Source organism: Vreelandella sp. L-25, from assembly GCF_056857535.1.
Genome location: NZ_JBSXNH010000089.1, coordinates 117208 through 139961 on the forward strand (window position 1 = coordinate 117208; position 22754 = coordinate 139961).

The 22754-nt window shown below is 58.0% G+C and carries 19 protein-coding genes; 11 read left to right on the plus strand and 8 right to left on the minus strand.

Features of this window, described 5'->3' with window-relative positions:
• Window position 1 precedes the first annotated feature (1 nt).
• Together hydA and AC13CN_RS15755 are read right to left on the minus strand one after the other, a co-directional pair.
• Complete coding sequence (hydA, locus tag AC13CN_RS15750) at window positions 2-1441, minus strand: dihydropyrimidinase (protein WP_058578144.1); 1440 nt, start codon at window positions 1439-1441, stop codon at window positions 2-4.
• Window positions 1442-1472: 31 nt separating this feature from the next.
• Entirely contained in the window at window positions 1473-2339 is an 867-nt protein-coding gene (locus tag AC13CN_RS15755; RefSeq protein ID WP_058578145.1) for a nitrilase-related carbon-nitrogen hydrolase, read from the minus strand.
• A 620-nt stretch (window positions 2340-2959) separates the two neighbouring features.
• Here AC13CN_RS15755 and AC13CN_RS15760 point away from each other — a divergent pair.
• On the plus strand, window positions 2960-4477 hold the full coding sequence (locus tag AC13CN_RS15760; protein ID WP_058578183.1) for an NCS1 family nucleobase:cation symporter-1: 1518 nt from the start codon (window positions 2960-2962) through the stop codon (window positions 4475-4477).
• A 41-nt stretch (window positions 4478-4518) separates the two neighbouring features.
• Here AC13CN_RS15760 and AC13CN_RS15765 read toward each other — a convergent pair whose 3' ends face one another.
• Window positions 4519-5445 carry a LysR family transcriptional regulator gene (locus tag AC13CN_RS15765; protein ID WP_483053257.1) on the minus strand — a complete coding sequence of 309 codons (927 nt, stop codon included), beginning with the start codon at window positions 5443-5445 and terminating at the stop codon, window positions 4519-4521.
• A gap of 378 nt (window positions 5446-5823) precedes the next feature.
• On the opposite strand from AC13CN_RS15765, the gene AC13CN_RS15770 reads away from it, so the two are divergent.
• On the plus strand, window positions 5824-7545 hold the full coding sequence (locus AC13CN_RS15770; RefSeq protein ID WP_483053258.1) for a putative bifunctional diguanylate cyclase/phosphodiesterase: 1722 nt from the start codon (window positions 5824-5826) through the stop codon (window positions 7543-7545).
• Here the strand turns inward: AC13CN_RS15770 and AC13CN_RS15775 are convergent.
• The 5 genes from AC13CN_RS15775 to AC13CN_RS15795 are packed head-to-tail and all read right to left on the minus strand — an operon-like array spanning window position 7534 to window position 12270.
• Entirely contained in the window at window positions 7534-8553 is a 1020-nt protein-coding gene (locus AC13CN_RS15775; RefSeq protein WP_474791303.1) for a CobW family GTP-binding protein, read from the minus strand. The genes AC13CN_RS15770 and AC13CN_RS15775 overlap by 12 nt on opposite strands.
• 3 nt (window positions 8554-8556) lie before the next feature.
• Window positions 8557-9549, minus strand: a complete 993-nt coding sequence (moaA, locus tag AC13CN_RS15780) for a GTP 3',8-cyclase MoaA (protein WP_044630051.1) — start codon at window positions 9547-9549, stop codon at window positions 8557-8559.
• Window positions 9546-10799: a molybdopterin molybdotransferase MoeA gene (moeA, locus tag AC13CN_RS15785; protein ID WP_483053259.1), complete on the minus strand. Its 1254-nt coding sequence runs from the start codon at window positions 10797-10799 to the stop codon at window positions 9546-9548. The genes moaA and moeA overlap by 4 nt, the downstream gene beginning before the upstream one ends.
• Window positions 10796-11416, minus strand: a complete 621-nt coding sequence (gene mobA, locus AC13CN_RS15790) for a molybdenum cofactor guanylyltransferase MobA (protein WP_058578149.1) — start codon at window positions 11414-11416, stop codon at window positions 10796-10798. Before mobA ends, moeA begins: the two co-directional genes overlap by 4 nt.
• On the minus strand, window positions 11413-12270 hold the full coding sequence (locus tag AC13CN_RS15795; RefSeq protein ID WP_044630048.1) for a formate dehydrogenase accessory sulfurtransferase FdhD: 858 nt from the start codon (window positions 12268-12270) through the stop codon (window positions 11413-11415). Before AC13CN_RS15795 ends, mobA begins: the two co-directional genes overlap by 4 nt.
• A 151-nt stretch (window positions 12271-12421) precedes the next feature.
• Between AC13CN_RS15795 and AC13CN_RS15800 the strand changes: the two genes are divergently transcribed.
• The 9 genes from AC13CN_RS15800 to ltrA all read left to right on the plus strand — a co-directional run.
• A complete protein-coding gene (locus AC13CN_RS15800; RefSeq protein WP_137093067.1) occupies window positions 12422-12862 on the plus strand; it encodes a DUF3305 domain-containing protein in 441 nt (146 codons plus the stop codon).
• Entirely contained in the window at window positions 12859-13473 is a 615-nt protein-coding gene (locus tag AC13CN_RS15805; RefSeq protein WP_483053260.1) for a DUF3306 domain-containing protein, read from the plus strand. Before AC13CN_RS15800 ends, AC13CN_RS15805 begins: the two co-directional genes overlap by 4 nt.
• A gap of 200 nt (window positions 13474-13673) precedes the next feature.
• Window positions 13674-15386 carry a 4Fe-4S dicluster domain-containing protein gene (locus AC13CN_RS15810; protein WP_483053261.1) on the plus strand — a complete coding sequence of 571 codons (1713 nt, stop codon included), beginning with the start codon at window positions 13674-13676 and terminating at the stop codon, window positions 15384-15386.
• 4 nt (window positions 15387-15390) lie between these two features.
• Window positions 15391-16002, plus strand: a complete 612-nt coding sequence (locus AC13CN_RS15815; RefSeq protein WP_483053262.1) for a TorD/DmsD family molecular chaperone — start codon at window positions 15391-15393, stop codon at window positions 16000-16002.
• A gap of 70 nt (window positions 16003-16072) precedes the next feature.
• Window positions 16073-16276: a twin-arginine translocation signal domain-containing protein gene (locus AC13CN_RS15820; RefSeq protein ID WP_483053263.1), complete on the plus strand. Its 204-nt coding sequence runs from the start codon at window positions 16073-16075 to the stop codon at window positions 16274-16276.
• A 24-nt stretch (window positions 16277-16300) separates the two neighbouring features.
• Complete coding sequence (locus tag AC13CN_RS15825; protein ID WP_228219373.1) at window positions 16301-19153, plus strand: molybdopterin-dependent oxidoreductase; 2853 nt, start codon at window positions 16301-16303, stop codon at window positions 19151-19153.
• 70 nt (window positions 19154-19223) lie between these two features.
• Window positions 19224-19838 (plus strand): formate dehydrogenase FDH3 subunit beta, encoded by a 615-nt coding sequence (fdh3B, locus tag AC13CN_RS15830; protein ID WP_044630041.1) that lies wholly within the window; start codon window positions 19224-19226, stop codon window positions 19836-19838.
• A 26-nt stretch (window positions 19839-19864) separates the two neighbouring features.
• Window positions 19865-20950: a formate dehydrogenase subunit gamma gene (locus AC13CN_RS15835; RefSeq protein WP_062360945.1), complete on the plus strand. Its 1086-nt coding sequence runs from the start codon at window positions 19865-19867 to the stop codon at window positions 20948-20950.
• A gap of 794 nt (window positions 20951-21744) precedes the next feature.
• Window positions 21745-22754, plus strand: a 1010-nt coding sequence (gene ltrA, locus AC13CN_RS15840; protein WP_483053264.1) for a group II intron reverse transcriptase/maturase, incomplete at its 3' end; no start/stop codon positions are given.

Sequence of the window (22754 nt, forward strand, 5' to 3'; positions counted from 1 at the left end):
ATTAGCGAGTTACCGCCACGGGTGCATTCAGCTCGGCACGTTTTGCGAGCAGCTCGAACACGCCGGGGTAGGCGGGGCGCTTTAAGTAGCGCCCTGCGCCGCGCTCGGCATGGAGTTCACCGTCCCGCCATGTCCACTTGCCCTGGCTAATGGTGTGGCGAGCAATGCCGCGCACCGTTTTGCCCTCGAAGATGTTGAAGTCGACGTTCTGATGGTGAGTTTTCGCGGAGATCGTGCGCGTACCGTTCGGGTCCCACACCACGATGTCAGCATCGGAGCCCACTTGGATCGCCCCCTTGCGCGGGTAGAGGTTGAAGATTTTGGCGGTATTGGTAGAGGTGACCGCGACAAACTCTTGGGGCGATAGCTTGCCGGTATTCACGCCTTCGTCCCACAGCACGGCCAGGCGGTCTTCCACGCCTGCGGTGCCGTTGGGGATCTTGGTGAAGTCATCTTTCCCAGCGGCCTTTTGCTCTTCGCAGAAGCAGCAGTGGTCGGTGGCGGTGGTTTGCAGGTTTCCAGATTGAAGGCCGTGCCACAGCGCTTCCTGATGACCCTTAGGGCGGAAGGGCGGACTCATCACATGGGCAGCCGCCGTTGCCCAGTCGGGGTTTTGATAAACGCTGTCGTCGATCACTAGATGGCCCGCTAAGCACTCGCCAAATACCGGGTGGCCCTGCTGGCGGGCGTAGGCGATTTCGTCCACCGCGTCCTTGGTGGAAACGTGTACCAAATAAACCGGCGCCCCCAGGGTGCTGGCAATACGAATCGCCCGGCTGGCGGCTTCGCCTTCCACCTGAGGTGGTCGGGAAAGCGGATGCGCTTCTGGCCCGGTCATCCCCTGGGCGAGCAGCTTTTGCTGCATGTGGTAGACCAGCTCGCCGTTTTCTGCGTGAACGGTGGGTACTGCACCCAGCTCCAAGCAGCGGGAAAAACTCTCCACCAGGATATCGTCGGTGGCCATGATCGCGCCCTTGTAGGCCATGAAGTGCTTGAAGCTGTTAACGCCGTGCTCCCGCACCAGCGTCCCCATCTCTTCTTTGACGCTCTCATCCCACCAGGTAATCGCCACGTGGAAAGCGAAATCGGTGGCGGCTTTTTCGGCCCAGCCTTGCCAGGTGTTAAACGCTTCCAGCAGCGACTGGCCGGGGCTTGGGATCACAAAGTCGATGATGGTCGTGGTGCCCCCTGCCATAGCCGCGGCGGTGCCGGTGTAGAAATCTTCGCTGGCCACCGCACCCATAAACGGCATCTGCATATGGGTGTGGGGGTCGATACCGCCGGGCATCACCAATTGGTGGCTGGCATCGACAATCTCGCAGCCTTCCGGCACGTCTAAATCGGTGCCAATGGCGTGGATTTTTCCATCGACGCAGAGCACGTCAGCGCGGTGGGTGTCGGCGTGGGTGACGACGGTGCCGCCCTTGATCAATAAACTCATGATTCACTCCTGGGATAATTGACTGAGGGGCTTATTCGCCGTCGGTTAAGCGGGTGTAGGTTTCCGGGCGGCGGTCACGGAAGAACTGCCAGTTGTTGCGCACCTCGCGCACCATGTCTAAATCGATCTCGTGTACCAGCAGCTCGTCTTCCGTTTCGCTGGCCTGGGCTTCGATTTTGCCGCGTGGGTTAACGATGTAGCTGGAGCCGTAAAAGTCGCCGATATTCCAAGGCGCTTCGCTGCCCACGCGGTTGATGGCAGCGATGAAGCAGCCGTTAGCGGCGGCCGAGGCGGGTTGTTCAAGCTCCCATAAATATTGGGATAGCCCGGCCACAGTCGCGGAGGGGTTGAAGATCACTTCGGCACCGTTAAGGGCCAGTGCTCGCCAGCCTTCAGGGAAGTGGCGGTCATAGCAGATATACACGCCGATCTTGCCGTAGGCGGTATCGAACACCGGCCAGTTAGATTGGCCAGGCTTAAAGAAGAATTTTTCCCAAAAGCCAGCCACTTGGGGAATGTGTGTTTTGTGGTATTTGCCCAGATAGCTACCGTCAGCGTCGAACACCGCTGCCGTGTTGTAGTAAACGCCGGTCTCGGTCTCTTCATAGATAGGGACGATGATCACCATACGGTGTTCGGCGGCGAGCTTCTGCATCATCTGGCAGGTGGGGCCTTCCGGCACCCGCTCGGCAGCGGCGTACCATTTGCTGTCCTGGCTGGGGCAAAAGTAGGGTTGATTAAACACTTCCTGGAAGCACAGTACTTGCACACCTTGTTCAGCGGCTTGTTTTATCAGCGGCAGATGCGCTTCGTTCATTGTGTCTCGAATAGCGGCGGGTTCCAGGTCGGTACTGGTTTTTAGGCCCATTTGAACCAGGCCGATTTTCATCTTCTGCATACAAAGCCCTCTCGTGTCATACGCACCAACCGTCTGCTAGCGCATAACGGTGATTAACGGTCAGGTAAAACCATGTATTGCTAATACGGATTAGCAAATACGGCGGTCGCTTGGCGTGTAGTGACATCGGCTTAAAGCCAAATGTTTATTGTTATGAGTAAAAGTTGTCATATTTGACAGCTTTTTGAACATAGACCTTTACGTAGTCACTTTTCAAGGTTTTTTTATGGGGTGTGCGGCTATCTATTAACCAATTGATTTTATTTGTTTTTATTTTTTATGTGATCTTTTTTTGCTAATTTAGTGAGTGTTTGCACATATTTGGTGGTTTTTAAATTCTTTTAAAATCAGTAATTTGATTTTTCATTGACTGGTTTGTGCACTTTTTATGGTGCTTTTATGGTGCAATATTTTTTTAACGAACTAAGGTTTTTAGTGGGTTTGCTATACATTGGCGAAAACAATAACAAGCGCGTAGGTAGTGACTGCCTATCTGTCGATCAAGTCAGCTTTTTGTTCAATAAGTTAACGATCCTGTCTTCAGTTTAGGCATGCTTATTGCTGCGACAAAAGCTGAACCCGTACCTGCGGTCGGCAATGTCGCTGCTGAGGAGAATAAAATGACTGGCTCAAGAACCCAGATGGTAGACAGAGAGGGGTTGATTGAACTTAATGTTGGTGAGGACGTGCGTAATAGTCCCCGCTTCAATAAAGATATTGCACCTACCCAGGCAAGTGAGCGTACCTGGAGTAAGTGGAATATCGCGGCGCTATGGGTGGGGATGTCGATCTGCGTGCCCACGTATACGCTGGGTGGGGTGCTAACCGCCTACTTCGGCTTGAGCGTGGGGGAGGCGCTCTTTGCCATCCTGCTGGCCAACGTCATCGTACTGATTCCACTGACGCTGAATGCCTTTCCTGGCACTAAGTTCGGGATTCCTTTTCCGGTGGTATTGCGCTCATCCTTCGGTATTTTGGGCTCGAATGTGCCGTGCCTAGTACGTGCGCTGGTGGGCTGCGGCTGGTTCGGCATTCAAACCATGTTTGGTGGTTTAGCTATCCATTTGCTGCTGTCGGAGCTAATTCCTGCCTGGGCTGCTTTGGGTGGCGTGGGGGAGGTGATTGGCTTTTTTGTTTTCGGCGCGATGAACCTGTATGTGGTCATTCGCGGAGCGGAGTCGATTAAGTGGCTGGAAACGCTGGCTGCACCGCTGCTGTTGGCCGTAGGCGTTGGCCTGATGATGTGGGCGTGGCCGCATATGTCGATGACCGAGCTGCTGGCTCAACCGCCATCGCGCCCTGAGGGGGCTTCCGTTTATGGTTATTTCTTTGCCGGTTTGACCGCCATGGTGGGTTTTTGGGCGACTCTCTCACTAAATATTCCTGACTTCAGCCGCTTTGCCAAAAGCCAAAAAGATCAAATTGCAGGTCAAATTATTGGTCTACCGCTGACGATGTTCTTCTTTGCTGCCCTTGGGGTTGTGCTAACCGCTGCGTCTGAATCGCTAGTAGGGCAAACCGTTGCAGATCCGGTGAGGTTAATCGGTTATATCGACAGCCCCTTCTGGGTCATTATGGCGATGTTATTGATCATTATTGCCACTATTTCGACCAACACCGCTTCTAATATCGTCTCACCTACCAATGATTTTCAGAACATAGCGCCAAAAGTGATCAACCAGACGCGTGGCGTGCTGATAACCGGTGCGGTGGGAGTGCTGCTGATGGGCTATGACCTGTTACAAAAGGCAGGCATCATTCCTCCTGGAGTGTCTCTTGAGCAGATGTACTCCAATTGGCTGCTGGGTTACTCCAGTCTGTTAGGCCCCATTGCGGGCATTATGGCGGTGGACTACTTCCTGATTAAAAAGCAGCGCCTGGATGTACCCAGCCTGTACCTGGATAGTCACGCCTATCCTGCGGTCAACATGGCCGGTTTTATCGCTTTCGGGGTTCCTGTTGTGCTGACCTTACTGTCACTGTTAACCGGCACGATGAACTGGTTCTATGACTACGGCTGGTTCACTGGCTCCGCGCTGGGGGCGATTGTTTACTACGTCGCAAGCCAGGTATTGGCGTCATCTCCAAAGGCGGGGCCTGCGCCAGTGATGGCCAGCGAGGTGACAGAGCAATCCTGATCGGCTGTCGATGATAGTGGCTGTATGACAAAGCTCGGCAATTAGCCGAGCTTTGTCAGGCTTAGCCCCCCCCCACTGATAAACCCCAAAAACGCATCCACCACGCGGTTGGGGCGGCGGTCATGGCGGGTAATCAGTACAAACGGGATGCGGTAGTGCTGAGTAGCGGTGTGAAGCGCGCGCATCTTGCCAGCTGCCACCCACTGCTCGGCGACATGTTCGGGTAGAAAGCCCATAAAGCGTCCGGTCAAAATCAGAAAGGCGGCCCCTTCTCGGTCCGAGGCAGAAGCCTGTAGGTTGAGTGCTTCGTGGGCTTGGCGTGCAGCATCAGGTAGGGGGTAGCGCGGGCGAATCGCCGGGTGGCTGGCGATTTGTGCAAGGCTCAATGCCTCATCGGGCACGCTGAACAGGGGATGTTCGGCGGAGCAGTATAAGTAAGAAGGTTCGTCGTACAACAGCCGTGTTTCTAAACTGGTGGGCAAATTCACCGCAGGCACTACCCCCACATGCAGGTGACCATCCATCACGCCGCGAATCACCGCGTCCGATGGCTCCATATGAATATGGACCGTTACCTCGTGATGAGGGGCGGTGAGTGCTGCCAACGCATGGGTCACATCCATGGCGGGTAGCGTGACGAGGTTATCGGTAATACCGATATTCAATTCGCCTTTGATAGTGTGATGCAGCGCGTTAACGTCACTTTTAAAGGTCTCCAGCGCCGTAAGCAGCGTTAGCCCTGCCTGATAAATCTCTTTCCCCTCTTCTGTTAGGCTGAATCCGCCGCGTCCTCGCTGACATAGGGAAAACCCCAGACGCCCCTCCAGGTCGTTCATATGCTGGCTAATGGCCGAGCGACTAATCCCCAAGGTGGTTTCCGCAGCGGTAAAACCGCCGCACTCAACGACCGTCTTAAAAATGCGGATCAGGCGTATTTCGTAGTCGCTCATTTGGCCTAGTGATGCCATAACTGTCTCTTGATCAGGAAAAAAGAGGGGGTTGCTGCATTGCGTTTAACAAAAAATTGATATACATCAAAAAAGCGAAGCGTCACTATCTGGCATTGCGCCCATAGAGTCGCGGTGGTGTATCTTCCACTGTTATCCATGCCATCGTAAAGGACAAGCTACTCTTGGGTAGCCAGCAAGCGCTAGGATTGCACTATCAGCAGGTGTTTCCCCCCCGCGTTGGCAAACACCTTTGACGCCATCTTTCATCAAGTTCAGCAAACCCGTCAGGTGGCGACGTTTGAATACCCGCTAATGCTAGGCCAACAGCAACGTTACTTTCATGCCACTGTTAGCCCCTTGGCAAGCAAAGCAAAATACTTTGAAGGAGTGCTTTCTGTGACCCGCGATATTACCGACGCGAAGCAAGCCGAGGTTGAACTGCAAATCGCCGCTGCGGCATTCCAGGCGCATTTAGGCATTATGGTGACCGATGCGCGGGGCAATATTCTGAAGGTTAATGATACTTTTAAGCGTATTACCGGTTACAGCGATGAGGAGGTGATTGGCAAAAACCCGCGTATGTTTAGTTCCGGCCACCATAACGCTGCGTTTTATCGTCGGCTGTGGCGTAGCGTTATGGCAACGGGTAACTGGGAAGGAGAGATCTGGAATCAGCGTAAAAACGGCGAGCTGTTCCCTGAGTGGCTGACGATTAGTGCAGTGTATGATGCCGACGGTAACCTCACGAACTACGTTGCCACGATGAGTGATATCAGTGAGCGCAAGGCGGCCGAGCAGGAGATCCACCAGCTTGCTTTTTATGACCCCATTACGGGTTTCGCTAACCGGCGGCTGTTTATTGACCGTATTGGCACAGCGCTAAAAGAGCTGAACCGCCATCAGCGCTGCGGCGCGTTAATCCTGATCGATATTGATAACTTTAATCATGTTAACGATACCCTAGGCCACCATGCGGGCGACCAGCTGTTGCAAAGTGTTGCCCGGCGCTTTGGGCGAATGCTGCGAGATACTGACACCTTGGCAAGGTTGGGAAGCGACGAGTTTGCGGTGCTGATTGAAGGGATTGATGGTAGCCCACGGCAAACTCAGCAACTGGCTGAACATATCGCGTATAAGCTGCTGGCGGCGCTGGATGAGCCGATCAGCGTGGGGGAAGAGAGTGCGTTAGTCACCGCTAGCGTAGGTATTACGATCATCGCAGATAGCCAGCGCAGCGCAGACGACTACCTTCAACAGGGAGATATGGCACTTTCTCAAGCGAAAGCCAGCGGCCGACGAGCAGTGCGCTTTTTTGACCCTTCCATGCAGGCAAAACTGCTAGCTAAGGTAAAACTAGAGTCGGAGCTTCGCCAAGCGCTTGAGCATCAGCAATGGCGGCTGCATTACCAACCTCAGGTTGATCGTCGGGGTAGATTAATAGGCGTTGAAGCCCTACTGCGCTGGCAGCACCCTGAGCGTGGGTTAGTCTCGCCGGGCGAGTTTATACCGCTGCTAGAGAGCACAGGGCTGATTAATGATGTCGGGGAGTGGGTGCTGGAAGAGGCTTGCCAGCAGTTAGCCCAGTGGGCAGGTTCGCCGCTGCTGAATAGGCTCACGATTTCGGTGAACATCAGCCCACTACAATTCCGCGAGAACAACTTTCTGCAGCGGGTCGAGCAGGTATTTCAGCGCACTCAAGCGCCGCTAGAGCAGCTGAAATTAGAAGTCACTGAAACGCTGTTTGTAGAGGCGCGTGACGATGCACGCGATAAAATGCTCAGTCTAAAAGCCTTGGGCGTTCGTTTCTCGCTGGACGACTTCGGCACCGGCTACTCGTCGCTGGCTTACTTGGCCCAACTGCCGTTGGACCAGCTGAAAATTGACCAATCCTTTGTGCAGCAAGTGCTCGAGAGCAAAGCAAACGCGGCGATTGTGGAAAGTACCATTGCCCTGGCGAAGAGCTTAAACCTGGATGTGATTGCCGAGGGGGTGGAAGTGGAAGCGCAGCAGGCGTGGCTGATGGCCCATGGCTGTCACGCCTTTCAGGGCTATCTGTTTGGCCGTCCGGCCCCGGTCGGCGAGATTGAGGCGATGGTGTCAGCGCACTCACGCCCGTGAGCTGGCCAGCTGTGCGTGCAGTGACGCGATGAGTGGCTGGTGCTCAATGGCGTCGGGGGTAATGACCTCAAGCCGTGAGTCCTGCCGCCAGGCGCTGCTGGCAACGCTGAGCGCGCCGTCTGCGCGGTTGAACCGTTTCCAGCCGTCGGTGGTGTGGAACACTCCCTTTACCCGCGCCGTCGCGGGCAGCTCGCCAACACAATGGGCGAGATGGTCGAGGTCGAATCGCTCGGTAGGGTGCCAGCGCAGGCCCGTACTGGTGTAACCCAGGGCAGTGGCGGTTTGCTGTTGGGGCTGGCCAGGAGGGGGCGGAAAATCGAAAAAAGCCCCCTCTAGGCTAGGGCCGGCTGCCAGAGCCTGATGCTCGGCAGGCATCGCAGGCTGATCTTGTTGGCGCGCCTGGCCGCTGTCCAAGATGAGCGACACCGGCAGCACCCCTTCCTCAACGGTGTACACCCATTTACGGGCCGGCCATAGCGTGCCGATAAACTGCTGCGCTTGTTGATGCTGGGCGCTGCTTGCCTGCTCGCCCATGGTGATGGCGATGGCGTCGGCCATGTGGAGCTGGTCCTGAAACGTGTCGTGCTCGCGCACGCGGGCTTCATCCAATCGGCGTGGGTCAAGCGTGGCGATGATATCCTGCACCGCCACCACGTCTTGAAACGCCTCGCCGCGCAGTAAATCTAATAACCCCGCTGGATGACCAAGGCCCGATGGCTCGATAATCACCCGGTCGGGCTTGCTACGCGCTAATAAATTGACCAGCGCCGCCTGGAGCACGAACGCTAGTTGGCAGCATAGGCAGCCGCCGGGCAACCCTTTCACTACCACATCATCGCGCGTATCAAACATCGCCTGATCAATGCCGATCTGACCAAATTCGTTGACCAAAATCGCCCACTTCTCATCCACAGGCTTTTGTTCGATCAGGCTGTGGATAAGCGTGGTTTTGCCGCTACCTAAAAAGCCGGTGACGATGTGAACGGGAACGCGTGAAGCGGCTGCCAACGGTTAACCTCCGGTCATGTTCATAAAACGCACCACCTGCACGTCGCCATCGGTGGTGAAGTGGTGGCGTTCGGGCTTGAGCGGCAGCGCATTGATAATGGCGGTTTTGAGCGCCTGCATATCGCCAGGATGGCGGCGCAATACGGCGCGCAGGTCCACCGAGTGCTCATTACCCAGGCAGAGCAGCAGGCGGCCTTCCACGGTGACCCGTACGCGGTTGCAGCTATCGCAGAAGTTATGGCTATGGGGCGAGATAAAGCCCACCCGGCTGTCGCTGTCGGCCATTTTGAAGTAGCGCGACGGCCCTGGTGTGCTCTCTGTGGTGGGCATCAGCGGGTAGCGTGTTTCGATCAACGCCTGAACGTCGTCGCTGGAGTAGAAGGTCTCTGCCCGGGAGTGGTCCGACACATCGCCCAGCGGCATCTCCTCGATAAAGCTAATATCGAGGCCCTCCTGACGGGCAAAGGTCACCAAGTCGAGCACTTCGTCTTCGTTGCGCCCCTTCAAGATCACTGCGTTTAGCTTGATGCGCTTGAAGCCCGCCTCTTTGGCGGCGTGGATACCGTCGATCACCTTGGCTAAGTCGCCGGTGCGCGTCAGCTGCTTAAAGCGCTCGGGGTTGAGGGAGTCCAGGCTGATATTGAGCCTACGCAGGCCGCCGTCATACAGCCGCTTGGCGTGCTTGCGCAGGCTGGCGCCGTTGGTGGTCATGGTGAAATCGTCCAGCCCCGGTAGGGCGCCAATCTCGTCCACCAGTTGCTCAATCCCTTTGCGCACTAGCGGTTCGCCGCCGGTCAGGCGGATCTTCTCGACGCCAAGCTCGGTGAAGGCGCGCGCCACCATGGCAAGCTCTTCCAGCGTGAGCACTTGCGCGCGGGGGAGAAACGTCATCTCCTCGCTCATGCAGTACACGCAGCGGAAGTCGCAGCGGTCCGTCACGGAGATGCGTACATAGCGGACACGGCGGCCAAAATCGTCAATCAGTTGTTCGGTCATTGCCAGCTCGTTATGGGTTGAATGCAGACCGCCTCGCCTGGTTGAGCGTCTGCTTGGTCATCGCCAAGTTCAATTAAGCAGTTGGCCATCACCATGGAAGTCAAAATACCCGAGCCCTGGGCACCTGTGCTGCGCACATGTAGCACGCCCTGCTCATCACAAGTATAAATGCCACGCAGAAAGTCGGTGCGCTTCAGGCGGCTTTTTAGCGGTGTTTGGGCAATCGCTGTGAGTCGTAAGGGCGGAAAAGGCAGCTGCCCCTGCAGCCGTTGCAAAAGCGGCACCACAAACTGGCTGAACGTCACCATCACCGCCACCGGATTACCGGGTAGCCCCACAAACGGCGTGCGGGAGTCGCTCAGTTGGCCGCAGGCCATCGGGCGGCCAGGACGTAGCGCCACCCGCCAAAAGGCCAGCCGTCCGAGCTTTTCCAGCGCAGCGCGGGTGTAGTCCGCGTGGCCCACGGATACGCCGCCGCTGGTAATCACAAGGTCACACTGCGCCGCTGCTTCCGCAAGCGCTTGCTCAATAGCGCGCGGGTCGTCGGGCAGAATACCTAAATCCACCACCTCGGCCCCTTGCTCGCTAAGCATGCCAATCAGGGTGAAGCGGTTGGTGTCGTAGATCCCGGCGCTGGGGAGCGGCTCTCCCGGCGGGGTGACTTCGTTGCCGGTAGAAAAAATCGCGACCTTAGGGCGCTGGTATACGTCGACCTCGGCATAGCCTAACGAGGCCACCAGCCCCATGCTGGCAGCATCCAGCCGTGTGCCCGCCGTCAATGCAACGGCCCCTTTGGCAATATCTTCTCCGGCTTGGCGAACGTGCTGCCCAACACTGACCCGCTCTGGCGCATCGATAGTGACGCTGTCGTCGCCCTCAATGAGCTGCTCACGCATAATCACCGTATCGGTGCCGCTGGGCAGCGGCGCGCCGGTGGTGATGCGTACGCACTGGCCAGAGGGCACCTCACCCTCAAACGCTTGCCCGGCGAAGGCATCGCCCGCAACAGGCCATTGGGTTTGAAAGGGCGGCTGCTTTGGCCAGGATAAGGCAACGCCATCCATCGCCGCATTGGTATTCTGTGGCACGTTAATAGGCGCAGTGATATCAGTCGCCAGCCTGCGTCCGTAGGCGCTAGCTAGTGCCACCTGTTCTACCGCTACCGATTTCTCAACCAGCGTCATCAGCGCATCACGGGCGGCATCGACGCTGAGCATCTGCTCGCCCAGTTCAAAACACGACAGGCTCATGGCGTCTCCTGGGAAGGCGTTGTCAGTGCCAGCTCCAAGCGGGCTTTCTCCTCTTCAGTATTGAGGTTGGCGAACGCTTCAGGGCAGTCAGACATATCCACCCGGCACCATGCGTGGCGCGCGTACCAGCGATCGATTTTACGCTCGCCTTCGGCCAGGGTGGCCGCTAAGTCGTCAGCCAGCGACGTACGTAGCAGCGCGACGACGGGGTGCAGGCGCTCGCCATCAAACGCCACGGCGATATCGTGCTCGACACCCTCCTGGGTAATACCTGCGACCATGCGCGCCACCAAATCGTGGGGCAGTGCAGGGGAGTCGCAGGGTGCGACCAGCAGCCACGGAGTTTGAGCCGCACGCAGGCCGCTGTAAATACCCATCAGCGGGCCTTTAAAGCCGCCTTCGGCATCTTCAATCACACGGTCGGCAAACAGCGCATACGCATCGCTATTACGGTTGGCGTTAATCACCAGCTCATGTACCTGGCCTTCGAAACGCTTGACGGTGTGTGCCACCAGCGGCAGTCCGGCAAATGGCTCTAGGCCCTTATCACGGCCACCCATGCGACGGCCTTCTCCGCCCGCGAGGATCATGCCAGTCAGTTCGTGCTTGGCGATCATATGCCTGCCTCCTTGGACGAGCGCGCGCTCGGCGGCTTGGGGGGAATCGCGTCCAGTGTCAAGCGGCCAGCGGCGTTAATAGCTTGGAAGCCTTTCCCCTTCGCACGGGCAATCAGCATTACGCCGAAACGCTCGGCCAGCTCTACGCCTTTCTGTGTCACGCCTGAACGCGATACCAGTACGCTAATGCCCATTTGCGCGACTTTCAGCACCATTTCCGATGTTAGCCGGCCCGTGGTGTAGAAAATATCGGCGCTACGGCTATCGGCTTGGTTAAGCCACTGGCGACCCGCCAGTGTGTCCACGGCGTTGTGGCGGCCCACGTCTTCGACGAAATCCAGCACCTGAGCTTGGTGGCACAGCGCGCAGCCGTGTACCGCGCCCGCGCTGCGGTAGGTGTCGTTATAGGTGTTCAAATTGGTCAACAGTTGATAGAGCGTCGATTGGGCCAGCGGTGTCTCAGGCAGCGCTGTGAGAGAAGTTTGCTCCAACAGTTTACCAAACACCGTGCCCTGACCGCAGCCCGTTGTGACAGTGCGCGTGCTAAGGCGCGCTTCCAAGTCATCCGGCAGGTGGCGGGTAACGATCACCGCAGCCTCTACTTCCCAATCGACTTGAACGGCGGTTAAGTCCTCGACGCTTCTTAATAGCCCCTGGTTGCGCAGGTAGCCTACCACTAGTGCCTCGGGGTCATCGCCTAGCGTCATCAGGGTGACAATTTCACGCTTGTTAAGATACACCGTAAGCGCACGCTCGGCGGCAATGGCCTGGGGGCGAGTGTCGCCGTAGGCATCCATGACATCAATGGTGGTCGTGGCCGGTAAGCGGGCTCGGCTTAACTGAAGGGCGGGCATCCGCAATCCTCACTGATACCAAAACGCTGTGTGGCTGACGCAAACACGGCGCACAAGATCATAATAGTTGAGTAAAATAGTCTGAGTTGACGATGATGGCGCTCAAAAGGCTTACTTGTCTACCCGTTCAAGGTCTAAGGTGGTGAAACCCATGAGTGATAGTTTACGCGCATTAAGCGTTACCTTAGTCGCCGAGCCCAAGCAGGTGCGAAGTTTCACGCTGACCCAGTGGCGCATTGCAGAGCTAGTGCCGGGGGACCAAGGGGAGTGCGTACTCAACCTGCAGCTCTATATGACCGAGCGAGCCGCCTATCGATTTAACCTCACCGCGCCGACGCCGCGCCTGTTCGTGCGTGCCGGGTTCACCGGGCAAACCCCGAAGCCCGATGCGATCACCGCCAGCCAGGATGTGGCCGCAGGCTGGCTGGATGGCGAGCAGCAAGTATTAGAAGCTGCGATGCCGATGGCGATTCAGGTGTGGATAGAGCACTATCTCGCGCGCCACGGTGAAGCGCCGATGGAAACCCGCAAGAAAAAACGCAAAGGGGCCGGGCGTGGCAAAGAGATCCCGACCAAGGAGCAGCCACAGTGAGCCGTTTGGAGCGCTGGTCGCGTAAAAAGCGCGGCATTGAACATGAGAGTGATGACAGTCAGCCGGTGGAGCCGATAGAGCCTCAGTTGGAAGTGGAGACGCACGCGCCTGAGTCTGACGGCATAGATGCCTCCTCCTCAGCGGTAGACGAGCAAGAGGCCGCAGCTCCGCCCCTGCCGGGCAGCCTGGACCACACGTTGCCCGACCCAGACACCTTGCCTGCAGGCAGCGACTTCAGCGCCTTTATGGTGCCTGGCGTCAGTGCTGCGCTGCGCCGCCGTGCCCTGCGTAGGCTCTGGGCCACCGGTAACTACAATGTGCGCGATGGTTTGGATGATTACGACGCCGACTTCACTCAACAGTTAAAGCCCGTGGCCAGCGAGCTAGCGGGCAAGCTGCGGCGTTGGGCCAATAAGGCGGAAGAGACCTTAGAGAAGCTGGAAGATTCGGCACAAAAAGACGCTGAATACAGCGAAAAAGTAGCGGCTGAAAGCCCGCCTGAGCAGGTGAGCGCTTGCACAAGTGATGACAGTTTTGTACAAAGTGCCTCGCCAGACGACCAGTCTGATTATCCTGATCACGCTCCAGGAGAGCGAAGAAAAGACAGTTAGCTTTTTGAATCAGTGGGTTATGGTAAGTATGGCGGGCTTGTGTTGACAGCGGTACGACCAAAGGAAGTGGCAAAAAAGCTGTTTTCGCCATACCCTGATACAAGAAGCTATGTCGTTATAACGCCGAAAGTCATCCGTGGTGAGATGACAAAATCTAATCTCTAATTATAACAAAAACGACCTCTTGACCGTGAGAATGCATGAACCAACGAATCCAACTGGCGTCGATTGACGACCAGCGCAACGTCGCCGCTCGTGAAGCGGTGCGTCGGCGTATCTCATGGCCGGTGAATTTAACGCCTGCCAACGTGACCTACCACAGCCGCGGTCATGTGCTGTTGCTCGGTAGTGCGCCGTCAGTGACTCAAGCGGCACGAGTGCTTCAGGGGCGAGGATTAGCGTCCCTCACGATGCTGACCACAGATGAGGCCGTTGATCTTCCCGTCGCCAGCGAGCCGCTGATCGCTCAAGTGCTGAGTGCGCATCAACAGTCACAGCTTAACATCGCGGGTCATTTGGGTGGTTTTCGTGCCACTCTGAGCCAAGACGATGGTGACTCTCTCAATCTTGCCCAAGCGCTGATTGAGCGGGACGTGTTTGACGTAGTGCTGGACCTTTCGGAGGGAGCACTTAACGTCGCTTCTTGGGAACTGCCCCCGCCGGGCTACCTGCGCCTCGCGTGGGAGCGCCAGGAAGCTGAGCGTGCCGACGTGTTAGAGAGCGTGACGGAGCTGGTCGGTGAGTTCGATAAACCGCGCTATTTCCAGGTCAATACCGATCTTTGCGCCCACTCTTCCAGTGGTAACGTCGGTTGCACTCGCTGCCTCGACGTCTGCCCGGCGGATGCGATTTCTAGCATCCAAGGCCGCATTGAGTCGCGCATTGAGATTGATCCTTTCCTTTGCCAAGGCGTAGGCAGTTGCACCAGTGCGTGCCCTACGGGTGCCATCGAGTTTCGCCTGCCGGAAACCCGCCGTCAGCAGGATACTCTGGCCAACTGGCTAACCGCCTATCGGGAAGCCGGTGGCGAGGTGCCGGTGCTGCGCTTTATTACCCATGACTCGCTGGAAGCTGAGCGTGTTGCAGGCATTACCACGCCGGGTCACATCATTGATGCCCCCTTGGAAGAGCTGGGCGCGGCGGGCCACGACCAGTGGCTGACGGCGCTCGCCAGCGGCGCTTCTGAAGTGCGCATTCAGCTTCACGACGACATGCCGAATCGGCTCAGCGCATTTTTAGAGCATCAAATCACTCAGGCTCATAGTCTGCTGGCCGCGCTAGGCCACGACGCCGCGCGTATTAAGCTACTGTCGGTAGATGCCGAGGGCGAGCGAGATGCGCTGCCCAGCCTAACACCGCTCACCGAGACGCCATTGAGCTTTAATGAGCCTAATAAGCGTGCTCGCCTAAACGTTGTGCTAGCGCGGTTGGCTGAACTGGGGGCTCCCAGCGGTGAGCGCCACGCCATGCCTCAAGGGGCGGCTTACGGCGGCATTAATGTCGATAGCGCGGCCTGTACGCTGTGCCACGCCTGTGTCAGCAATTGCCCAACGCCTGCGCTTAAATCCGGCGGTAATACCCCCGCGCTTAGCTTCCTGGAAGCCGATTGTGTACAGTGCGGGCTCTGCGAACAGGCCTGCCCTGAAGACGCCATCACGCTGGAGCCAGGCTTCCTCGCGGCACCTGCGCGCGAAACGCGGCATATTTGCCACGAAGAGGCGGCTTTCGAATGTATTAGCTGCGGTAAGCCGTTTGCCACCGCCAGCACCGTTGCCACCATTAAAGCCAAGCTGGCCAACCACCCTTACTTTGCCGGTGATGCCATGACGCGCTTAGAAATGTGTGAAGACTGTCGGGTGAAAGACGTGTGGAAAACCATGGCTCGTGACCCTGAAGCGCAACTAAAGGTGTAAAGCAATGAGCGATGCAATGCCGACGCTAAGTGAAACCGATGCGCTGCGAATGGATATCTACCAGCTGTTCGCTAGCCTGCTGCGTCAGGCCCCCGACAGCGAGCTACTGGCGTGGTTGGAAAGTCTCGATATTGAGCAAGATGGCAGCCGCATTGCTGAATGCTGGGCCGCGTTGTCAGAAGCGGCAGGCCAAAGCGATGTGGACAGCCTGAAGCGTGCGCATTTCCGCCACTTAGTAGGCGTCATTCAAGGCGACGTTGTGCCCTATGCATCCTGGTACCGCAACGGCGAGCTCATGGAAGCCGCGCTGGTGGCGCTGCGCCGTGACCTGAGGGTGCTGGGCTTCGAGCGCAGTGAACGCACCCATGAGCCCGAGGATCACCTTGCCGCCGTGTGTGAAGTCATGGGCATGCTGGTAGAAGCCCAGGCACATGAGCAGGTAGCTTTTTTTCAGCAGCACTTGGCCCCCTGGGCAAAGCGCTGCTTCGACGATGTGGCTGACGTGGAGACTGCCTTCTATGCCGCGCTGGGCGCGCTAGGCAGTGCCTTCATGGAGAGCGAGCAGGCGCGTATCAGCGACCGAGCCGCCCATCAGCCAGTACGACTCGTGACCTGACCCTGGTTCGCGGTCAGTGAATAGCCGGGCCAGCGGCCCACGCATAACAAGCATGACAGTGGAGAACCCTATGCACACGTCACATAACCCTGAACGGCGTCGGTTCATGAAGACCGTTGGCCTGGGCACCGCAGCAGCAGGTGCGGCAGCGGCGGTCGGTCACGTTACCCTCGTACAGGCGAGCGACAAGACGCCCAGTCAACGTGAAGCCCAGACGGTGAATTACCGCGAGACGGATCACGTTCGTGCCTACTACGCCTCGCTGCGTGACTGACGGCGAACTGCCAGGAGATTTGCCATGCGTCTAACTCGCAAAACGAACACCCCCGCTACCACTGGGTTGGGTATTTCCCGTCGTCAGTTCCTAAAGCGCACGGGTGTGGCCACCGGTGGGGTGGCAGCGGCAGGCTTCATGGGCGCGCCGATGATGCAGCGCACTGAAGCGGCTGATAAAACGCCGGTGCTCGACTCCCCGGTAGAAACGAAGCGCACCATCTGCTCCCACTGCTCGGTGGGCTGCGGTGTGTATGCCGAGGTTCAAGAGGGCATCTGGACCAAGCAAGAGCCCGCCTTCGACCACCCGATCAACCGTGGCGCTCACTGTGCCAAAGGTGCGTCGCTCCGCCAGCACGGCCACTCCACTCGCCGCCTGAAGTACCCGATGAAACTGGTCGCCGGTGAATGGCAGCGCCTGAGCTGGGACGACGCCGTCAATGAGATTGGCGACAAGCTGCTGGAACTGCGCGACGCCCACGGCCCCGACAGCGTTTACTGGCTGGGGTCGGCCAAGTTCAGTAACGAGCAGGCGTACCTGATGCGCAAGCTCGCCTCCATGTGGGGCACCAACAACACCGACCACCAGGCGCGTATTTGCCACTCCACCACTGTGGCGGGCGTTGCGAATACCTGGGGTTACGGAGCGATGACCAACTCGCTCAACGATATGCATAACAGCAAATCGATGCTCTTCATTGGCTCCAACCCCAGTGAAGCCCACCCGGTGGCCATGCAGCACATTTTGATCGCCAAGGAGCGCAACAACTGCGACATCATCGTCGCGGACCCGCGCTTTACCCGCACCGCTGCTAAAGCCAACAAGTACGTGCGCATTCGCCCCGGTTCTGACGTGGCCTACATCTGGGGCTTGCTGTGGCACATCTTCGAAAACGGCTGGGAAGATAGCGAGTACATCAACCAGCGCGTGTACGGCATGGACGACGTGCGGGCCGAAGTCGCCCAGTTCCCACCCAGCGTCGTCGAAGACATTACCGGCGTGCCCGAAGCAGAGATGTTCGACGTGGCCAAGCGTCTGGCCGACAATCGTCCTGGCTGCGTGGTGTGGTGTATGGGCGGTACTCAGCACACCACCGGCAACAACAACACCCGCGCCTACTGCATCCTGGAGCTGGCACTGGGCAACATCGGCAAGTCTGGCGGCGGTGCCAACATCCTGCGTGGTCACGACAACGTACAGGGTGCCACCGATTTGGGCCTGGGGTCTGATTCACTGCCGGGCTACTACGGCTTAGCAGAAGGCGCTTGGCAGCACTGGGCCAATGTGTGGGACGTAGACTACGAGTGGCTGAAAGGCCGCTTCGACGACACCGAGTACGCCGACGGCAAGCCCATGTACTCCAGCGGTATTACCGTCTCCCGTTGGGTAGATGGCGTGCTGGAAGAGGACGAAAACATCTCCCAGCGCACCGCGCTGAAAGCGATGTTCTACTGGGGCCACGCGGTCAACTCGCAAACCCGCGGCGTTGAAATGCAAAAGGCGATGCAGAAACTGGAGATGATGGTCATCGTCGACCCTTATCCCACTGTCGCGTCCGTCATGCACGACCGCACCGACGGCGTCTACCTGCTGCCCGCTGCCACGCAGTTTGAAACCACCGGTAGTGTGACTGCCACCAACCGCTCGATTCAGTGGCGTGACCAAGTCATCGAACCGCTGTTCGAGTCCAAGCCCGACCATGAAATCATGTACCTGTTTGCCCGCAAGCTGGGCTTCGGTAATGAGCTGGTCAAGAACTATGAAATGAACGGCGACGAGCCGCTGATCGAAGATATTCTGCGTGAAATTAACAGAGGTATGTGGACCGTCGGTTACACCGGCCAAAGCCCAGAGCGCTTGAAAGAGCACCAGCAAAACTGGCACACCTTCAGTTTTGAGAACCTGCGTGCCCAGGGCGGCCCTGCCGATGGCGACTACTACGGTTTGCCGTGGCCTTGCTGGGGCACCCCGGAATTCCGTCACCCGGGCTCCCCGAACCTCTACGATACCAGCGTGCCCGTGATGGAGGGCGGCATGGGCTTCCGCGCCCGCTTTGGCATCGAGCGTAACGGCGTCAACCTGCTGGCCGAAGGCTCGGCCCCGGTAGGCGGCGACATCGACGACGGTTATCCGGAGTTCAACGACCAGTTGCTGAAAGACCTGGGCTGGTGGGATGACCTGACGGCCGAAGAGAAAGAGGCTGCTGAAGGTAAAAACTGGAAAACCGACTTCTCCGGCGGTATCCAGCGCGTTGCTATCGAACACGGCTGTGCGCCTTATGGTAATGCCAAGGCCCGTGCCGTGGTGTGGACTTTCCCGGACGCGGTGCCGAAGCACCGCGAGCCGCTCTACACCACTCGTCGTGACCTGGTCGAGCGCTACCCCACGTGGGACGACTTTGACTCCATCATGCGTCTGCCCACGCTCTATCGAACCATCCAGGATCGTGACAACAGCGCGGATTACCCGATCATTCTGACGTCTGGTCGCCTTGTCGAGTATGAAGGGGGCGGCGAAGAAACCCGCTCCATGTCGTGGCTGGCGGAGCTGCAACAGGAAATGTTCGTCGAGATGAACCCTGCCGACGCCAACGATATCGGCGTACGTGACGGTGACGATGTCTGGGTCGAAGGCGCCGAGGGCGGCCGCGTCAAGGTGAAAGCCCTGGTCACCCCCAGGGTGGATCGCAAGGTGGCCTTCATGCCGTTCCACTTTGGCGGCATCTTCCAGGGCGAGAACCTGCATGATCGCTACCCGGAAGGCACGGCGCCCTATGTTCAGGGTGAGGCAGCCAACACGGCGACCACTTACGGCTACGACCCGGTGACACTGATGCAAGAGACCAAGTGCACCATTTGTCGTATTGAGCGCGCTTGATCGATAACGCGCGACCCGACCAGATAGCAGGCCGATGCGGCAATGTCCGCATCGGCAAGAGGAGAACACCATGGCTCAAATGAAATTCATGTGTGACGCCGAGCGCTGCATCGAGTGCAACGGCTGCGTCACCGCCTGTAAGAACGCCAACGACGTCGAGTGGGGCATCCAGCGCCGCCGAGTAGTGACTCTGAACGACGGCGAAGCGGATGAAATGTCCATTTCCGTTGCCTGTATGCACTGTGATGATGCCCCTTGTATGGCGGTTTGCCCTACCGACTGCTTCTACAAAACCGACGATGGCATCGTGCTGCACGACAAGGACCTGTGCATCGGCTGTGGTTACTGCCTATACGCCTGCCCCTTCGGCGCACCGCAGTTCCCCCAGCAGAACGCCTTTGGCGAGCGCGGCAAGATGGACAAGTGCACCTTCTGTGCCGGTGGCCCCGCGGAAACCAAAGAAGAGGAGTACCAGAAGTACGGCTCCAACCGCATCGCGGAAGGCAAACTGCCGCTGTGTGCTGAAATGTGCTCTACCAAAGCGCTACTGGCCGGTGATGCGCAGGATGTGGCCGATATCTTCCGCCAGCGCGTGGTACACCGTGGCCATAAAGATGGTGCGTGGTCAAACAATCCTCAGGCTAGCTCTGACAACCTTGCCTATGATGCTGCCCGTAAAGGGTAAGGAGGCGTGTCATGACAACGTTGAACATGACAAAGGTGTCCTCACGGGCACCTAGCGGCACCGCTAGCTGGTTGCAGCGCGGATGGCGTGTATGCCTGATGCTGGTGCTGTTAGTGGCAAGCCTGGTAGTCACGCAAATGGCCGTGGCTCAGGCAGATCCAGACCGCGAAATGACCACTGCTGCCCCCGGTATTACGGCAGATCAGTGGCGCCAAGTGCGTAGCGGTGAAACAGGGCCGAACTACCGTGACTCACGTCACGAGAGTAACTACAACCTGATCAACGCCAGCGGTGAAACGTGGCGGATTCTGCGCAATCGCTGGGTATCGCCATTTGGCTTGATCGCCATCGGCGGCATGGCCGCGATGATTGCGCTGTTTTACTTCATCGTTGGCCGTAAATACCTGGAAGAGCCGCGCACGGGCCGCAAGCTCTTGCGCTGGTCGCTGCTAATGCGCGCGCTGCACTGGACCGTGGCGACGCTGTTCATCACGCTGGCGCTGACCGGGCTGAACCTGCTGCTGGGCAAGTTCGTGTTCCGTACGCTGTTCGGCGATGCCGTCTGGGGCTGGATGGTCGCGGCGTCCAAGGTGTTACACAACTACTTGGGGCCGATTTTTGGCGTGCTGCTGGTCATCATGCTGATTAGCCTGATCAAAGAGAACATTCCCAAGAAGCACGACTGGGTATGGTTCAAAAAGGGCGGCGGTATGATTGGCAAAGGCCATGTAGATGCTGGTTTTGCCAACGGTGGCGAAAAAGCCTGGTACTGGCTGCTAGCGTCGGTAGGCATTTTGGTGGTGGCGAGTGGCTTCGTGCTCGACTTCCCCAACTTTGACCAGGGCCGCGACACCATGCAGTGGGCCAACATCATCCACGCCGTGGGCGCGCTGGGCTTGACCGCCGTCTCGCTGGGCCATATCTACATCGGCACATTAGGTACGGAAGGCGCGCTGGAAGGCATGACCACCGGCTACGTGGATGAAACCTGGGCTAAAGAACACCACAACCTGTGGTATGAAGCGGTTAAAGATCAGACCGTTAGTGAAGAGGAACTGGCCGCGCGTAAAGCGGGCGGCAGCGGTGAGCCTTCAGCAGCCAAGCCAAGTTGAGTCACGCCGTCGAGATAAGTGGACGTGAACGCCCTTCGACACCGCCTTCGGGCGGTGTCTTTTGTTTGCCCGGCGAAGCCGGCAAACCCGGCCATCTGAAAGAAGATGGCGTCACCCCGACTGAGGGGAAGACAATCCGACTGGCAAGGGCGTCACTGGCCAACGGTGGGGTCTGAAGGAAGCCATAGGAAGTTAACGGTACACAACGCAAGTGAACCTGCTTCGGCAGTCCAGGTGGGTTAGCGTGCAAAATAGCGCGACGCCCGATACTCAGTCAGACCTGTGCTGTGTTTGAGGGTGGCATCGTTAACAGGGAGCCGGTGCAGTAACCGGGGAAGCCTGACACCGAATCCGGCGATGCCGGAGGCTATGGCGCAAGGTGAAAGCCGAGGCCGCAGTCGGTGCGAGGTGGCAGATGAAGCCGTAGTAGTGAGGAAGTTCCGGCCTGAGAAGCCTGGTAACAGCGTGGAGGACAAAACCGGAATGACCGCTGGCGGAGGTTCAGCGGACCGGTCAGGGTCAAAAGCTCTGGTCGGATGCGAAGGGCGGAAGTCATTAACGAGAGTGACGGACGACGAGCGAACAGGTGGACGCTGCGTTCACAAGCTGCCCGACGGGGCAGGGAAGTGCATCGGGGTGCTGCGGGAACGCAGTGGCTCTGGTGTTCTCCGAACAAGGGAGTAGAGCGATACCGTGGCGGCAGATTGCCAGAGCGCTAGTACCCGGACGGATCGCCTGAAACAGACCGGCAGCCAGACCGATCCTCGAAGCCGTCACCACAGAGATGAGCAGGCATGAGGAAATACTACAGTCTGTACGGGCAATTGCTGTCAAAACAGCGCCTGTATGAAGCCTTCAGACACATCAAGCGCAACAAGGGCGCGGCCGGAATCGATGGGCAGAGCCTGGGTGCGTTTGAGGCGAATCTGGAGGTGGAGCTGTCGTGCCTGTTGCTCGAGCTGAAGGAAAAGCGCTATCGGGCGCAACCAGTCAGGCGCGTAGCCATCGCCAAGGATGACGGCGGTGAGCGTCTGCTGGGCATTCCGACGGTTCGGGACCGGGTTGTACAACAGGCGCTGCGCCGTATTATCGAACCGATCTTCGAGCCGGATTTCCACCCGTCGAGTTACGGGTATCGTCCGGGACGCAGTGGTCATCACGCCATCGGCAAGGCGGAGTTGTTTATCCGCCGCTACCGGCGTGACTGGGTTGTGGACATGGACCTGTCGAAATGCTTCGACACGCTCAACCATGACCTGATCATCCGCCAGTTCCGCCAACGGATCACGGACGGCAGTGTCCTGTCACTGCTGCGCCAGTTCCTGGAAAGCGGCGTGATGGTGGGGTACCACCTTGAAGAAACGGAGCTGGGAAGCCCGCAGGGCGGCGTGATCAGCCCGCTGATTGCGAACGTCTATCTGGACGCCTTCGACCAGTTCATGAAAGCCCGGGGTCACCGGATCGTCCGCTACGCGGATGACATCCTGATCCTGAGCGGTTCACGAGCGGGCGCGGAGAATGCGTTACGGGTGGCCCAAAGCTACCTGGAAGATGAGCTGAAGCTGACTGTCAATGCCACCAAAACTCACATCGCTCACAGCGATGACGGGGTAAAGTTCCTGGGCGTGGTGATCCACACGAAGTACACCCGCATCCAGGACAAGAAGGTGGTGAAACTCAAGCAAACGCTCAAAGCACTGACGAAGCGAAACCGGGGCATCGGACTCGCGGCCATTATACGTGAGCTGAATCCGGTGTTACGGGGCTTTGCCAACTACTTCCGGGTGGCGAACTGCGCGAGGGT

Excerpts from the sequence above, each read along its gene's own strand:
- hydA (WP_058578144.1), bottom strand. The coding sequence starts at position 1,441 with ATGAGTTTATTGATCAAGGGCGGCACCGTCGTCACCCACGCCGACACC.
- AC13CN_RS15755 (WP_058578145.1), bottom strand. The coding sequence starts at position 2,339 with ATGCAGAAGATGAAAATCGGCCTGGTTCAAATGGGCCTAAAAACCAGT.
- AC13CN_RS15760 (WP_058578183.1), top strand. The coding sequence starts at position 2,960 with ATGACTGGCTCAAGAACCCAGATGGTAGACAGAGAGGGGTTGATTGAA.
- AC13CN_RS15765 (WP_483053257.1), bottom strand. The coding sequence starts at position 5,445 with ATGGCATCACTAGGCCAAATGAGCGACTACGAAATACGCCTGATCCGC.
- moaA (WP_044630051.1), bottom strand. The coding sequence starts at position 9,549 with ATGACCGAACAACTGATTGACGATTTTGGCCGCCGTGTCCGCTATGTA.
- moeA (WP_483053259.1), bottom strand. The coding sequence starts at position 10,799 with ATGAGCCTGTCGTGTTTTGAACTGGGCGAGCAGATGCTCAGCGTCGAT.
- mobA (WP_058578149.1), bottom strand. The coding sequence starts at position 11,416 with ATGATCGCCAAGCACGAACTGACTGGCATGATCCTCGCGGGCGGAGAA.
- AC13CN_RS15795 (WP_044630048.1), bottom strand. The coding sequence starts at position 12,270 with ATGCCCGCCCTTCAGTTAAGCCGAGCCCGCTTACCGGCCACGACCACC.
- AC13CN_RS15800 (WP_137093067.1), top strand. The coding sequence starts at position 12,422 with ATGAGTGATAGTTTACGCGCATTAAGCGTTACCTTAGTCGCCGAGCCC.
- AC13CN_RS15810 (WP_483053261.1), top strand. The coding sequence starts at position 13,674 with ATGAACCAACGAATCCAACTGGCGTCGATTGACGACCAGCGCAACGTC.
- AC13CN_RS15815 (WP_483053262.1), top strand. The coding sequence starts at position 15,391 with ATGAGCGATGCAATGCCGACGCTAAGTGAAACCGATGCGCTGCGAATG.
- AC13CN_RS15820 (WP_483053263.1), top strand. The coding sequence starts at position 16,073 with ATGCACACGTCACATAACCCTGAACGGCGTCGGTTCATGAAGACCGTT.
- AC13CN_RS15825 (WP_228219373.1), top strand. The coding sequence starts at position 16,301 with ATGCGTCTAACTCGCAAAACGAACACCCCCGCTACCACTGGGTTGGGT.
- fdh3B (WP_044630041.1), top strand. The coding sequence starts at position 19,224 with ATGGCTCAAATGAAATTCATGTGTGACGCCGAGCGCTGCATCGAGTGC.
- AC13CN_RS15835 (WP_062360945.1), top strand. The coding sequence starts at position 19,865 with ATGACAAAGGTGTCCTCACGGGCACCTAGCGGCACCGCTAGCTGGTTG.